Below are 13,568 nucleotides of genomic sequence, written 5' to 3'. Positions count from 1 at the left end.
CCGGACGGGCGCCCGGTAATGCTAAATTCCTTGCCCGGGCCAGGCATGGAAAAGGAGATTGCGTGTTTACCAGGCGTACTGCGGCCGTGACGGTTGTCGTGTTGTCGGCCGCGCTCCAGGGCTGTTCGTCTTTCGATTCCACGCAGGAGGCGTACAACGCGTCGTGGAAGGAACAGAAAGCGATCTTGATCAAGCAGGTGCTCGCGCCGACGGGAACCCTGCGGGTGGCGGTGTATCGGGGCAGTCCCACGTCGCTGGTGCAGCCCACCCCCAAGGATCCGCCGCTTGGAGTTGCCTATCAGCTCGGCCAGGATTTCGCCAAGGAACTGGGCGTGCCGTTCACGCCCAAGGTCTACGCCAACGATGCCGAGGCCCTGCAGGCCATCGCCAGCAACCAGGCCGACTTCGCGTTGAGTACCGCCACGCCCGAATGGGCGCAGCGCATGAATTTCTCGCCTCCCTTCCTGGAAATCGAGCAGGGCGTGCTGGTGCTCGCCAATTCGCGGCTGCGCGTGCTGGATGACCTGAAGAAACCCGTCAGGCTGGGCGTGAGCGCCGGCGGTTCCGGCACCGCCGAGTTGCGGTCGCTCTATCCCAAGGCCAGGTTGGTCCCGGTGAATACCGTCGCCGATGCCCTGGACATGCTGCGCGCCAACAAGATAGACGGCTATGCGGCCAGCAAGGCCGTCCTGTTCGAGATGAACGACAAGCTGCCGGGCTCGCGCCTGTTGCCCGGCCATTGGGCCACGGAACGCTATGCGGCCGCCATCCCCTTCGGCCGCGGCGCGGGGCAAGACTGGATCTCGGATTTCCTGCAGAAAGAGCTACAGCAGGGCCGCATCCAGGCGGCCGCCCGGCGCGTGAACCTGCGCGGCATCGTTACGGCGAACTGAACATCGCGTCCATCGCCCGCCGGAAATCGTTCACCACCGTGGACCGCGGTTGATGCGCCGGCAACACCATGGAGAAGGTGTACTCGATGGCCGGCACGATGGGCCGGCACACGACCCGCCTGTCGCGCAACTGCCCGGCGGTAAAGGGATCGGCGATGGTAATGCCCAGGCCGGCCGCCACCATGCTGCAGGCCGAATGGGCGAAGGTCGTTTCGACGGAGCGGTCGAACGAGACGCCCGCGGCGCTCAACGCCAGCTCCACGCGCATTCTCAGGGGGCTGGCGGGCCGCAGCATGATGATGGACTGCCCCTGCAGATCCTTGATGCGCACCGCCTTTTTGCGGGCGAGCGGATGGTCGCGCGGCAGTACGCAGACCGCGTCGACATTGGGATGAGGGTACAGGTCCACGCCGGGATACTCGACTCCCAGGAATCCGATATAGCCGATGTCGACCTGGCCCGCGCCAATCAGTTCGAGCACGCCTTGCGACGGGCATACGTCCAGCGACACCATGACGTCCGGATGCGCGTCCGAAAAGCGCCGGATTCCCTCGCTGATGAAGCCCAGGCCTAGCGCGCTGATGGAGGCGATCCTGAGCGTCCCGATGCGCGCGCTCTTCAGGTCCTGCGCCACCCGTTCCACCGATTCGATGCCCCGGTAAAAGCGCTCGACTTCCTGGAAGAGCCGCCGCGCCTCGGCGCCGGGTATCAGGCGGTTGCCCTCGCGCCGGAACAGCCGCATGGAAACGGTGGCTTCCAGATCCCGGATCAGGCGGCTGACGGCGGGCTGGCTGATCTTCAGCAGCTCCGCCGCGAGTGTCATGCTGCCGGTGAGCATGACCTTGTGGAAGGCTTCGAGCTGGCGCGGATTGAGTTGCATGGCGGACGATCTCCTGGGCCACGCGAGCATAACATTTACTTATCCGCGTCCAATATCCCATGTGGTTGTATGTATGGGCTGCGCCGGCCATGATGAGGTCCAGTCATCCGATCGACATGCGAGGACCAGCAAATGATGGAACCGGGTAAGGACAGCGTCCGGATAGGGATAGATGTGGGCGGCACTTTCACCGACTTCGTGATGGCCGATGTGGAAAGCGGCGCGCTTTCCTACTTCAAGGTACCGTCGACGCCGGAGGACCCGTCCATCGCGATCGCGCGGGGCACCCAGGACATGCTGCGGCATTTCTCGGTGGCGGCGTCGCGGGTGAGCTACTTCGGCCACGGGACCACGGTCGCCACCAATATGGTGATCGAGCGGCGGGGCGTCCGGACGGGACTGATCACCACCAAGGGCTTTCGCGATGTCCTTGCCATCGGCAGGCAGACCCGGCCCGCCCTGTACGACCATGGCGTCGACAAGCCGGCGCCGTTGGTCAGGCGCCGGCACCGCCTCGAAGTGAACGAGCGCATGGATGCCGGCGGCAACCCGGTCAGCGATCTGGACGAAGAAGAACTGGCGTGCCGTGTGCGCGAACTGGTGGACGAAGGTATCGAATCGCTCGCCATCGCGTTCCTGCATGCGTACCGGAATCCCGAGCACGAAGCGCGGGCGCGGCGTATCGTCGAACGCATCGCGCCAGGGTTGCATGTCAGCATCTCGCACGAAGTGCTGCCGGAGTTCCGCGAGTTCGAGCGCACGTCCACGACGGTGCTGAACGCCTATGTCGCGCCGCGCATGCGCACCTACATGGAACGGCTGCGCACGCGGCTGGCGGAAGCCGGCGTCGCGGCGCCGCCGCTTACCTTCCATTCGAACGGCGGACTGATGCCGCTGAGCACGGTCGAGCGCCTGCCCGTGCTCACCTGCCTTTCCGGCCCCGCCGCGGGCGTCGTCGGGTCGGCCGTCATCGGCGCGGCCGCTGGAATTTCCGAGATCATCACCTTCGACGTGGGCGGCACCAGCACCGACGTCTCCCTCATCACAGGGGGCCGCCCGGGCTTTGCATCCGACCGGCTGGTGGCGGGCTATCCCGTGAAAATGCCGATGGTGGACATCCATGTCGTCGGCGCGGGCGGCGGGAGCATCGCCTGCCTGGATGACGTGGGCGCGCTGAAGGTCGGTCCCGAAAGCGCGGGCGCGGTGCCCGGCCCGGTCGCATTCGCCAAGGGCGGAACCCAGCCCACGCTGACCGACGCGAACATCGTCCTTGGCCGGCTCAATCCGCGGGCCTTGCTGGATGGCCGCATGCCGGTGGACCGCGCGCGGGCTGCCGCCGCCATCGAATCGGGCATCGCCCGCCGCATCGGGGTGACGGTGGAAGAGGCGGCACACGGCATCCTGCGCATCGCCACCGCGAACATGAGCCGGGCCATCCGGGCGGTGTCGACCGAACACGGCCATGACCCCGCGGATTTCACGCTGCTCGCGTTCGGCGGCGCCGGTCCTTTGCATGCCGCCGAGGTCGCGCGCGAGTGCGGCATCGGCCACGTGCTCGTGCCGCACGAACCCGGCACCCTGTGCGCGCGGGGCATACTCCTGGCCGACGTGAGCCGGGACTTCGTCCGTACCCAGCTTTGCCCGTTGACGGACGATAGCTGGCGTACCGTCCTGGACGACCTGCGGGAAATGTCACGGCAGGGCGACGAATGGCTGGCCCGCGAACGCGTACCGCAGGCCAACCGGCGCTTCTACCTGCATATCGATGGACGATACCGTGGGCAGACCCACGATATCCGCGTGCGGCTGGAGGCGCTGGACGAAAGCAGGACGCGTTTCGTCGACGCCTTCCACGCGGCGCATCGCGCCCAACATGGCCACGACAATCCGGACCACCCCATCGAGATCGTCAACTGCCGCGTGCAGGCGGCCGGACTGATGCCGAAGCAGACTGCGCCCGGCTCGCCGGTCCCCGCATCGCCTGCCGGCGTGTCCGCCCCCGCGTCGCCGCCCGTGCATGAGGAGCGCCGCGTGTATTTCGGCGCGGATGAAGGATGGATCGCCACGCCCGTGTATCGCCGGGATTCGATGGCGCCGGGCATGGCCTTGCGGGGCCCCTTCATCATCGAGGAAATGAGTTCGACGACGGTGGTCCTCCCAGGGCAGGGCGCCTCCATCGACACCGTCGGCAACATCCACATTCAGGCTTGAACATTTCGCTATGGCTACCGCTACGCATGGATCGGCCGGCACGCCGGCACAAGGCGACTTCGACCCCATCGCCGTCGAAGTCTTCACCAACCGCCTCCTGGCCATCACGGAATCGATGGCGAGCAACATCATGCGCGCGTCCTTTTCGCCGCAGATCAAGGAACGCCGGGATTTTTCGGTCGGCATGTTCGACCATGCGGGCCGCCTGATCGCGCAGGGCACGCATATTCCGGTGCACCTGGGTTCATTGATGGGCTCCGTCGAGGCCGTCCTGGCGCGCTGGCGCGCGGACCAGATCGAGGACGGCGACGTCTATATCTGCAACGACCCCTACGTGGCGGGCGGCACGCACCTGCCCGACATCTCGATCATCACGCCGGTGTTCGTGGACGGCCGCCTGGTCGCCTTCGCCGCCAATATCGGCCACCATTCCGACGTGGGCGGCGCGGTGCCCGGATCGACGTCGGCGGCGGCGCGCAACATGTACGAAGAAGGTCTGCGCATACCGGTGATGCGGGTTGGGCGGGCGCACGCGATCGACGATGACCTGATCGGGCTCGTCGCGCTGAATTCACGGCTGCCGCAGGAACGGTCGCTGGACCTGCGGGTCCAGATCGCCACCAATGCGAAAGGCACCGCCGCCATCCGGGCCTTGATCGAGCGGATGGGGGGCGTGGCGGCGTTCAAGGGCGCCGTCGACGGCGTGCTCGCCTATACCTTGCAGCGGGTCAGGCACCGGATCGCCGCGCTGCCCGACGAACGCGCCACGTTCACGGCCTGGCTGGATGACGACGGCACCGGCGAAGGCGGGCGCGTCCCGCTTACCGCTACCGTCCACAGGCACGATGGCAGACTGGTGGTGGACCTGGCGGGCTCCGGTCCGCAGTCCCGCGGCGGGCTGAATGTCTCGGAGAGCGCCTTGCGCGCCACCGTGTACTACTGCGTCAAGGCCATGCTGGATCCGGACCTGATGGCCAACCATGGCATGGCCGACGCCATCGTCATCAAGGCGCCCGCGGGTTCCATCGTCAATCCCAGGCCGCCGGCCGCCTGCGGCGCGCGCACGATTACCTGCCAGCGGCTGGCCGGCGCGATCATCGGCGCGCTCGTCAGCCTGGTGCCCAGGGACCGGGCCATCGCGTCCAGCTTCGACACCATGCCGACGATTTCCTTCTCGGGCATCCATCCCGCCACGGGCGCCATCTACCTGAGCGGGGAAACGCTGGGCGGCGGCGCGGGCGGCCGCGACGCGGGCGATGGCATGGACGCCGTCCACGTCCACATCACGAACTCACGCAACCTGCCCACCGAAATCCTCGAACATGAATGCCCGCTGTTCGTCGAGCACTACGGCCTGGCCGTCGATTCCGCGGGCGCCGGACGCCATCGCGGCGGACTGGGCATCGTCCGGCAGGTCAGGGCGCTGCGCGACGACACGGTGTTTTCTACGCGGTCGGACAGCCACCTGCAGGGCGCGGCCGGGGCGCAGGGCGGTGGAGAAGGCGGTCGGGGCAAACTCATCTGGAACGCCGGCCGGGATAGCGAGCAGCCATTGCCGTCCAAGGTGAAGCGCCTGGTGCTGGCCAAGGGCGAGAACATCCGCATCGAGACCCCGGGCGGCGCCGGGTTCGGCGATCCGGCGACGCGGGCCTGCGACGCCTTGGCCGACGACCTGATCGACGGCATCATCACAGAAGACGCGGCACGCCGCCTGTATGGCGCGGCGCTGACGGACCTTGCCCTGGCGGCCGCGCGCGGCGAAGCGCCATGACAGCGTCCCTATGAACAGCTGCGGATAACAGCACACAAAATCATCACATCACAAGGGACCCACCATGACGCCTTTCCGTCTCGCACCTTTATGCCGTTATGCCCGCATGCTGCTGATGCTGGCCACCGCCGCCTTCGGCCACGCCACCGCGTATGCCGACGGCGCGTATCCCAACCGGCCGGTGCGCATCATCGTGCCGTTCTCGGCCGGCGGGTCGACCGACCAGGTGGCGCGAACCCTGGCGGAAGGCCTGGGCCGGTTGTGGAACCAGCCGGTGATCATCGAAAACCGGGATGGGGCCAGCGGCATGATAGGGTCGCGCGTGGTCGCGGAGTCGAAGCCGGACGGTTATACGCTGCTGTTCGGCACCCAGACCACACAGTCCGTCGTGCCCGGCTTGTTCCCCAGGATTCCCTACGATGCGCAACGCGATTTCGTGCCCGTGACGGAGCTGGTCTCCATCGCACAGCTGCTTTCGGTTCCGGCGTCGTCTCCCTTCCGGACCCTGCAGGAGTTCATCGCCTATGCGAAAGCCCATCCGGGTGCATTGACCTTCGGCGGCGGCGTCGGCGCCACCCCGCATATGACGATGGAGCTGCTCATGTCCAGGGCGGACATCAAGCTGCTGGGGGTGCCGTACAAAGGGTCGGCGCTGGCCATGAACGATCTGCTCGCCGGGCGCCTGGACGCGATGTTCGACGTCATCATGACGACGCTGCCGCACCTGCGCGCCGGCAAGCTGCGGGCGCTCGCGGTGACCAGCGCGACCCGCCACCCATTGGCGCCGGAGATTCCGACCGTGGCGGAATCGGGCTACCCCGATTTCGTCACGGACGTCTGGTTCGGCTTGTTCGCCGTCGCCGGTACGCCGCCGGAAGTGATCATGAAGATCGCCGACGACAGCCGCAAGGTAATGAACGACCCGCAACGAAGCGCGATGCTGACGGCGTCGGGGTTCCGGATCATCGCCAGCGACCCTGCCGACTTCGCCCGATACGTCGCGGCCGAAGACAGGAAGTGGCGTCAGGTCATACGGGCCGCGAACATCAAGGCGGAATAGCTGGCCGCATGACCGGCGTTCAATTCTCCGCCGCGCCGGACTGCTTCACCAGCTGCTTCCACTTCGTGGACTCGCTGGCCAGGAAGCCGCTCAGCTGCGCGGTGCTCATGTCCATCGGTAGCAGGCCCAGGCCGTTCAGCCTGGCCCGCACCTCCGGCTTGGCGACGATCTTCTGCATTTCCGCGCGCAGCCGGTCGATGATGGGTTGCGGCGTCCCGGCCGGCGCCATCAGGATGATCCACCCTTGCAGGTTGAAGTCCTTCAGCCCTTGTTCCTGCAGAGTGGGAACGTCGGGCAGGGAAGGGATGCGCGTGTTCGCGCTGACGCCCAGCGGCTTGACCACGTCCTTGGCCAGCAGGCCCGCCACCACGGGCACATTGTCCGAGATGAAGTCGATCTGTCCGCCCACCAGGTCCGTGGCGGTCTGCACGCCGCCGCGGTAGGGAATGTGCGCGGCTTCGATGCCCGCCTGCTTCAGCATCGCGGAAATGACCAGGTGCGGCGTGGTGCCTATGCCGGGCGAGCCGTACTTCAAATGCACGCCGGGTTGCCTGGCGTAGGCCAGCATCTCCTGGAAGGTCGATGCCGGGAAGGCTTTGCGCACCACCAGCACCTGCGGCGCCCAGGCCACCGCGCCGACCGGCACGAAGTCCTTGGCCGGGTCGTAGCCCAGCGTGCCGGGATGCAGCCACTGGCCGATGGACATCGGGCCGGTCGATCCCATGGCCAGCGTGTAGCCGTCGGCCGGCGCCTTGGCGGCATAGCCCGTTCCGATGGAGCCGCCCGCGCCGGTGCGGTTTTCCACGACCACGCTTTGATGCAGGCTGCCGGCGAGCTGTTCGGCCACCAGGCGCATCGAAACATCCGACGAATTTCCGGGCGGGAAGGGCACGATGATGCGGATGGGATGATCGGGCCATCCCTGCTGGGCGGTGGCGGCCGATGGCGCGGCGGCGGCAGCGGCGCAGAGCGCCAGTATGCCCAGGCGCCCGATGAATGACGTGTGCGTAGTCTGCATGAGATTCCCCTTGATGCGTGTTGAAGACGGCGGGACGGCGCCGCCGTGCTGGCTGGTCTCCCCGACCCACCCCCGCCGGTCAGACGTCCCGCGCGACGTGGCCGCTGGCCCCTGACAACTGGCCGAGCAAGGCCGCGCCGGCGGCGATCTTTTCCGCATTGGCGCGTTGGCGCGCCTGCTTGGCCCTGGCGATTTCAGCGACCTCGGCGACATCCGCGGGGGGCAGCACCAGCACGCCGTTCTCGTCGGCCAGGATGACGTCGCCCGGGTTCACGACCACGCCGCCGCAGGACACCGGCATATTCAGCATGCCGGCCAGGTCGTAGATGCGCGTGGTGATCGGCGAGATTCCCCGGCACCAGACCGGCATGCCGAAGGCGGCGATCTCCGACGGATCGGTGCACACCCCATCCACCACCGCGCCGGCCGCGCCGGCCTTGCTGGCCTGCTGCGTCACGCCGCCGCCCCAGCAGGCGTGCTTGCGATCGCCCAGCCGGTCTATGACCACCACGTCGCCGGGCCGCAACTGGCCCAGCGCGTGATGGAGCAGGGTGGAATCCTGCGCCGGTAGCGCCAGGGTGATGGCCCGCCCGATGACGCGGGTCGGCGCGCCCAGCGCCTGGATGGCGGGGTCCATGAAGCCCCAGTGGCGGAAATGGCCGACGGTGGCGGTCTCGACTTCGTCGAGCAACTCGAATACCGACGGGTCCAGGGCCGCGGGCGCGGGTCCGATGACGTATTTCTTCATGTTCAGAGCACCTTGTCTTTAGAGCACTTTGTGGCTGGCCAGCGGGATTTGCGTGCGCACGCGGCGCACGAGCGCGGGGTCTATACGCGCGGTAATGAAACCTTCTTCGTCGGAGGCCTTGGCCACGACGTGGCCCCAGGGATCGCACACCAGCGTGTGCCCATAGGTATGGCGGCGCTCGCCGTCCTGCATGAAGGCGCCGATCTGCGCGGGGGCCAGGAAATAGCACTGCGTTTCGATGGCGCGGGCGCGGCACAGCACTTCCCAGTGATCCTTGCCGGTCTGCAGCGTGAACGACGCCGGCAGCAGGATGGCCTGGGCGCCGCGCCGGACCAGCATCTGGAAAAGCTCGGGAAAGCGCAGGTCGTAGCAGATCGCCAGGCCGAAGACGACCCCGTCGATCTCGGCGACGACAGGCTCGCGGCCCGCCATCACCGCATCGGATTCGCCGTAGCGCAAGCCGTCCGGCGCGACGATGTCGAACAGGTGGATCTTGCGGTAGCGGGCGATCTCGCGGCCTTGCGGATCGAACACGACCGACGTGTTGTAGACCTTGGCCGGGTCGGGCGAGCGCTCGTAGAAGCTGCCCGTATGCACATGGATGCCGTGGTCGATCGCGAGCCGCCGGCACATGTCATAGGCCGGGCCGTCGCGTTCGGCTTCGCCCGCGGCGACCTTGTCGGCCACCGTGCCGCCGGCCCAGTCGAAATGCTCGGGAAACGACACCAGGCGGGCGCCGTCCTCTTCGATGGCCTGGCGCGCGAGCCGGCGCGCGGTGTCGATGTTCCGCTGCTTGTCGGCCACGGAACTCATCTGGATGATGCTGGCTTTCACATGTCCTCCTGGACTGCGTCTGTGGATTCGTCTTCCCAGGCCCAGGCGGGATTGGCGGCCTGGCAGTACAGCTTGGCGGCCTGGCGGGCCAGGGCGGCCACCCCGCGCGGCAGGTCGGAATGCTCGCGGTCAGCGAACACCGCCACGTAATTGACCGCCACGAAGGGCTTGGCGACCGGCAGTTCCACCAGCGCGCCCCGGTCGATTTCCTGCTGCACCACCACCCGCGGGACCGCGCATATGCCGATGCCGGAGGCGGCCATCTGCACATTGGTGGGCACCGCCGCGGATGCGTGGATCACTACCGTCTGCTGCGCCTCGTCGGCGAAATAGCTGTCCAGCCGGGCCTGCGACGGCGTGGCGTGGGGATAGCCGATCACCGGGTATCTCGCCAGGTCCTGCGGGGACAGCGGACGATCGAGCGGCACCCCCAGCGATGGGCTCGCCACGAAGCACATCGAGAAACTGAACAGCGGCACGACGACCACGCCGGCATCGGGGGGCGGCGTGATCGACACCAGCACGATGTCGCGCCGCCCGGCATCCAGCTCCGCCAGCAGCAGCTCGGAAAGCTGCGTCGTCACGCTCAGCGAGATATGCGGATACTCCTCGCGTATGGTCTTGACCAGCGGCGGGAACAGGGTAGGGATCAGGGTGCTCACCGCGCCCACGCGGACCTGGCCGCGCATTTCGGCCGGATCCAGCATCATGCGGCGCAGCTTCTGGTAGTCGTCGATGATGATCTGCGCCTGGTCGATGAAGCGGCGCCCCTCGGCGGTCGGCTCGAAGCCCAGTTCCGATCGCACGAAGAGACGCACGCCCAGGTCCGATTCGATGGAAGCGATCCGGTTGGATATCGCGGTATGCGTGATGCACAGCTTCTCCGCGGTGGCCTTGATGCTGCGCAGGCGGGCCAGCCAGAGCACGGTTTCCAGGAAGCGGATATTCATGGCATTTCTCGAGCGACGGGGATACGCCGATCATGCCGAAGATCGCCACGGACGCCATTGGTGACTACCCCGCGCCGCGCCCGGATCACAGCGCCAGCGCCGCGGACGTTTCGGCCATGCGGGGCTCGTCGCCTTCCAGCGTCGTGCGGTGCATGGTGCGGACATAGCGCGTGTCGTCGAAGCCGGTGGCGCAATGCTGGGTGCAGCGGTTGTCCCACAGGATCGCGTCGCCCGCCTGCCACTGCTGGCGAAACAGGAAGCGCGGCTGCTGGGCGAATTCCTGCAGGTAGCGGACCAGCGCCTGCCCCTCGTCCTTGGGCAGGCCTTCGACGTCGCAGGCCCAGCGGCCGATGTACAGCGACGTACGCCCGGTCACCGGGTGGCGGCGGGCCAGCGGATGGCAGACGTCGGGACGCTCGCGCTTCTGCTCTTCCGTCAGCGGGTCCATCAGCGGGTAGTAGACGTGGTGCAGGTCGATGCGGCTGTAGCGCGCGCGCCGCCCGGCCATGGCCTGCTTGACCTTGTCCGGCAGCGCTTCATAGGCCGCGTACATGTCGGCGAACAGGGTGTCGCCGCGCTCGGGCGGCACGCTGCGGGCGTAGAGGAAGGAGCCGGCATTGGGAACGCGCTTGTCCTCGCCGTCGGTGTGAAAGCCTTCGCCCGCGCGCTTCAGGCCGACGTCGCCGGCGCCCTGTTCCTGCGCGATGGGACGGGTGGGGTCGTCCTTGCTGGCGTTGGACACCACGAAGATCTCGGGATGTCCCGCCAGGTTGAATTTCAGCGGCGTCATGACGTGCAGCGGCCCGAAACGCCGGCTGAACGCGACATGCTGTTCCGGGCTCATGTCCAGGCCGCGGAACCGCAGGATGCTGTGGGCCGCCCAGGCGGCCTCGATTTGGCGGAAGTCGTCGTCCGTGACTTGAAGGTCCGGCGGCGCGCCGACGATGTCGGCGCCGAAGTTCCGCTCGAAAGGTTTGACGACGATTGCCATGGCTGCCTGCTCCCAGAGTTGTAGAGGCCTTGCCGGCGTCGGCCCGCTGGCTGGGGTCCGATCGCGCCGTTATCAAGGTGCGGACAGTATCTGGCGCGGCCGGGCGCGGCGTCGAACGCTTTTTTCTTGCGGGAGGGGCAAGGTTTTGTTGCGGCGCCTGGTCAAGCCGGGACGCTGGTCCTTGAACTATTTTCGGTATATGTTCTTAATTTGGAACATAAAACGAATCAGGGGAAACCAGTGTCGTCACGCCGCTTGCTTGCCTATGTGTCGCCGTCAGCGGCGCTTCATGCAGCCCGATCCACAGCCCAGTTCGCGGTTCGAGCGTCGGCGGCGCTCATGGCGTTATGCGTGGCGCTGTTCGCGGCGTTGTTCGCGTTCACGCCAGCCGCGCACGCCGCGAGCGATTATCCCAACCATCCCATCACCCTGGTGCTGGCCTACCCACCCGGCGGCGGCACCGATTTCGTGGCGCGGCTGCTGGCACGGGAGCTGGACAAGACCCTGGGCGTGAACGTCGTGGTCGAAAACCGGCCGGGCGGCGCGAGTGTCATCGGGACGAGCGTGGTGGCCCGGGCGCCGGCGGATGGCTATACGCTGCTGCTCGCGGATCCGGCCTTTGCCACCAATCCCAACCTGATGCGGAACCTGCCGTACGACCCGCGCAGCCTGACGCCGATCGCAACGGTGACCGTATCGCCGCTGGTGCTCTCGGTACCGGCGTCCTCCACGATCAAGAGCCTGGACGAACTGATCGCCACGGGCCGGCAGAGCCGCGACGGCGTGACCTTCGCGTCGGCGGGCCTGGGGTCCAGCCCGCATCTGGCGGGCGAACTGCTGAAGCTGCGCACGAAGTCGAACTTCGTGCACGTGCCGTACAAGGGCAGCGGCCCGGCGATGACCGACCTGATCGGCGGCCGCATCGACTTCGCCTTCGCCACCTTGCCGGCGGCGTCGCAGTACATCATGAAAGGCCAGTTGCGCGGACTGGCGACCACGGGCGACGCGCGCAGCAAATTGCTGCCGGACCTGCCCACCGTAGCCGAAAGCATTCCCGGCTTCCAGGTCAATTTCTGGACCGCGCTGGTCGCGCCGCGCGGCACACCGGCGGACGTCCTGGACAAACTCAACGCGGCCGTGAAGACGGCCCTGCAAAGTCCCGCGATGCTGAACGGCCTGGAACAGGCCGGCGAAAACCCCACCTACATGTCGCAGCCCGATACCGCGGCCTTCATCGCCAACGAAAACAGCAAGTGGGCCAAGGTGATCAGCGAAGGCGACATCCACATTCAGTAGAATTATTCGAACCAACGCGAACCCCGGTCCAGGAGCTGGATCGAAAAACCACCAGGAGATGAGTATGTTCGTCGCCGCGCAGGCTCCAGAGGCACCGGTGTATCTGGAGTGCATAGTCGACAGGCCGAACCGGAAATATCCGTTCAAGGTAACCATCGATGAACAGCACCAGTTCGTCACGTTCGAAGACTCGGGCTCGAATTTTGTTTACCGCCTTCCCGCCACTTTTTCGGCGTCGACCGTGAGTTTCATCTATGAACGGTACGGCAGCGGGCCTGCTTACCAGATCAGCCGGGTGGATTTGTCCGTGAAGGAAACCTTCGCCGCGGTAGGCCAGACATCGCCGGGAAAATGTTCCATGCAGAAGGTAGAGAAGCGGGCGTTCTAGCGCTGTGCCCACGCGGCCGGATTGCCATCCCCGATGAAGGCCGTCGCCGCCAGCGCGGCCAGGACCATGCCGCTTTCGATGGCCCACGGTTGATAATGCCCGGCCTGGTGCAGCAGGTTGATCTGCCCCAGCAGCCGGCCACGTACGATCACGGGCAGGTTGAGGACACTGGCGCAACCCAGCGAAAAGATCGCTTCGGCATCGGCAAAGTTCTCCCGCACCGCGGCGGCATCGGGCGTCAACAGGGGCAGCCCCGTATCGACCATCCTGCGCAGGGCAGGCGCGGTCGCGATCCGCTTGCTGCCGGACGCCGGGTAGACATCCGGCGCGCTGCTGTACAGCCGATGCGCCGTGCCCGCGGCCAGGTCATAGCGCAGGGCGGTGAACAAGCGATGTCCCAGCGCCTCCTGTGCGAGTTCGTCGACCGCGCGCAGCAGGGGATCGGGCGCGCCCGGTTCCGCCGCGAGCGCGACGGCGGACGCGACGCTGCGCAGGTCCCGCGGCGCCAGGACGGCGGCCGGGTCCATG

Annotated in this window: 13 protein-coding genes; 6 read left to right on the top strand and 7 right to left on the bottom strand. The window is 67.0% G+C overall.

The genetic code is table 11. The features are described 5' to 3' along the window. Positions 1–62: 62 nt before the first annotated feature. Positions 63–893 (top strand): transporter substrate-binding domain-containing protein, encoded by an 831-nt coding sequence (locus CAL26_RS13785; RefSeq protein ID WP_094847472.1) that lies wholly within the window; start codon positions 63–65, stop codon positions 891–893. Here CAL26_RS13785 and CAL26_RS13780 read toward each other — a convergent pair. Further along, positions 880–1,773 carry a LysR substrate-binding domain-containing protein gene (locus tag CAL26_RS13780; protein ID WP_094847471.1) on the bottom strand — a complete coding sequence of 298 codons (894 nt, stop codon included), beginning with the start codon at positions 1,771–1,773 and terminating at the stop codon, positions 880–882. The two genes, CAL26_RS13785 and CAL26_RS13780, sit on opposite strands and share 14 nt — an antisense overlap. 132 nt (positions 1,774–1,905) lie before the next feature. Here CAL26_RS13780 and CAL26_RS13775 point away from each other — a divergent pair, with 132 nt between their 5' ends. The 3 genes from CAL26_RS13775 to CAL26_RS13765 all read left to right on the top strand — a co-directional run bounded on the left by CAL26_RS13775 (position 1,906) and on the right by CAL26_RS13765 (position 6,815). Next, a complete protein-coding gene (locus tag CAL26_RS13775; RefSeq protein WP_256988414.1) occupies positions 1,906–3,984 on the top strand; it encodes a hydantoinase/oxoprolinase family protein in 2,079 nt (692 codons plus the stop codon). Between the two features lie 10 nt (positions 3,985–3,994). After that, positions 3,995–5,755 carry a hydantoinase B/oxoprolinase family protein gene (locus CAL26_RS13770; RefSeq protein WP_094847470.1) on the top strand — a complete coding sequence of 587 codons (1,761 nt, stop codon included), beginning with the start codon at positions 3,995–3,997 and terminating at the stop codon, positions 5,753–5,755. A 64-nt stretch (positions 5,756–5,819) separates the two neighbouring features. Beyond that, on the top strand, positions 5,820–6,815 hold the full coding sequence (locus CAL26_RS13765; protein WP_094847469.1) for a Bug family tripartite tricarboxylate transporter substrate binding protein: 996 nt from the start codon (positions 5,820–5,822) through the stop codon (positions 6,813–6,815). A gap of 19 nt (positions 6,816–6,834) precedes the next feature. Here the strand turns inward: CAL26_RS13765 and CAL26_RS13760 are convergent, their stop codons facing one another. The 5 genes from CAL26_RS13760 to CAL26_RS13740 all read right to left on the bottom strand — a co-directional run bounded on the left by CAL26_RS13760 (position 6,835) and on the right by CAL26_RS13740 (position 11,356). Beyond that, positions 6,835–7,833, bottom strand: coding sequence for a Bug family tripartite tricarboxylate transporter substrate binding protein (locus tag CAL26_RS13760; protein ID WP_179283358.1), 999 nt, complete (start codon positions 7,831–7,833; stop codon positions 6,835–6,837). Between the two features lie 79 nt (positions 7,834–7,912). Then, a complete protein-coding gene (locus CAL26_RS13755) occupies positions 7,913–8,581 on the bottom strand; it encodes an RraA family protein (RefSeq protein ID WP_094847467.1) in 669 nt (222 codons plus the stop codon). 18 nt (positions 8,582–8,599) lie between these two features. Then, on the bottom strand, positions 8,600–9,415 hold the full coding sequence (locus CAL26_RS13750) for a carbon-nitrogen hydrolase family protein (RefSeq protein ID WP_094847466.1): 816 nt from the start codon (positions 9,413–9,415) through the stop codon (positions 8,600–8,602). Further along, positions 9,412–10,365: a LysR family transcriptional regulator gene (locus CAL26_RS13745; protein WP_094847465.1), complete on the bottom strand. Its 954-nt coding sequence runs from the start codon at positions 10,363–10,365 to the stop codon at positions 9,412–9,414. The genes CAL26_RS13750 and CAL26_RS13745 overlap by 4 nt, the downstream gene beginning before the upstream one ends. A gap of 85 nt (positions 10,366–10,450) precedes the next feature. After that, a complete protein-coding gene (locus tag CAL26_RS13740; protein ID WP_094847464.1) occupies positions 10,451–11,356 on the bottom strand; it encodes a TauD/TfdA dioxygenase family protein in 906 nt (301 codons plus the stop codon). Between the two features lie 339 nt (positions 11,357–11,695). Here CAL26_RS13740 and CAL26_RS13735 point away from each other — a divergent pair, with 339 nt between their 5' ends. Both CAL26_RS13735 and CAL26_RS13730 read left to right on the top strand, forming a co-directional pair. Beyond that, a complete protein-coding gene (locus CAL26_RS13735) occupies positions 11,696–12,652 on the top strand; it encodes a Bug family tripartite tricarboxylate transporter substrate binding protein (RefSeq protein WP_094847463.1) in 957 nt (318 codons plus the stop codon). A 64-nt stretch (positions 12,653–12,716) separates the two neighbouring features. Continuing rightward, positions 12,717–13,040, top strand: a complete 324-nt coding sequence (locus tag CAL26_RS13730) for a hypothetical protein (protein WP_094847462.1) — start codon at positions 12,717–12,719, stop codon at positions 13,038–13,040. Here CAL26_RS13730 and CAL26_RS13725 read toward each other — a convergent pair. Further along, positions 13,037–13,567 (bottom strand): GAF domain-containing protein, encoded by a 531-nt coding sequence (locus CAL26_RS13725; RefSeq protein WP_094847461.1) that lies wholly within the window; start codon positions 13,565–13,567, stop codon positions 13,037–13,039. The two genes, CAL26_RS13730 and CAL26_RS13725, sit on opposite strands and share 4 nt — an antisense overlap. Between the last annotated feature and the right edge of the window lies 1 nt (position 13,568).

The sequence above is a fragment of the Bordetella genomosp. 9 genome, from assembly GCF_002261425.1.
Classification (GTDB): Bacteria; Pseudomonadota; Gammaproteobacteria; order Burkholderiales; family Burkholderiaceae_B; genus Bordetella_C.
This window is presented reverse-complemented; position numbering and strand designations above follow the sequence as displayed.

Coding starts and splice junctions, on each gene's coding strand:
- CAL26_RS13780 (WP_094847471.1), bottom strand. CDS start 1,773: ATGCAACTCAATCCGCGCCAGCTCGAAGCCTTCCACAAGGTCATGCTC.
- CAL26_RS13775 (WP_256988414.1), top strand. CDS start 1,906: ATGATGGAACCGGGTAAGGACAGCGTCCGGATAGGGATAGATGTGGGC.
- CAL26_RS13770 (WP_094847470.1), top strand. CDS start 3,995: ATGGCTACCGCTACGCATGGATCGGCCGGCACGCCGGCACAAGGCGAC.
- CAL26_RS13765 (WP_094847469.1), top strand. CDS start 5,820: ATGACGCCTTTCCGTCTCGCACCTTTATGCCGTTATGCCCGCATGCTG.
- CAL26_RS13760 (WP_179283358.1), bottom strand. CDS start 7,833: ATGCAGACTACGCACACGTCATTCATCGGGCGCCTGGGCATACTGGCG.
- CAL26_RS13755 (WP_094847467.1), bottom strand. CDS start 8,581: ATGAAGAAATACGTCATCGGACCCGCGCCCGCGGCCCTGGACCCGTCG.
- CAL26_RS13745 (WP_094847465.1), bottom strand. CDS start 10,365: ATGAATATCCGCTTCCTGGAAACCGTGCTCTGGCTGGCCCGCCTGCGC.
- CAL26_RS13740 (WP_094847464.1), bottom strand. CDS start 11,356: ATGGCAATCGTCGTCAAACCTTTCGAGCGGAACTTCGGCGCCGACATC.
- CAL26_RS13735 (WP_094847463.1), top strand. CDS start 11,696: ATGGCGTTATGCGTGGCGCTGTTCGCGGCGTTGTTCGCGTTCACGCCA.
- CAL26_RS13730 (WP_094847462.1), top strand. CDS start 12,717: ATGTTCGTCGCCGCGCAGGCTCCAGAGGCACCGGTGTATCTGGAGTGC.
- CAL26_RS13725 (WP_094847461.1), bottom strand. CDS start 13,567: ATGGACCCGGCCGCCGTCCTGGCGCCGCGGGACCTGCGCAGCGTCGCG.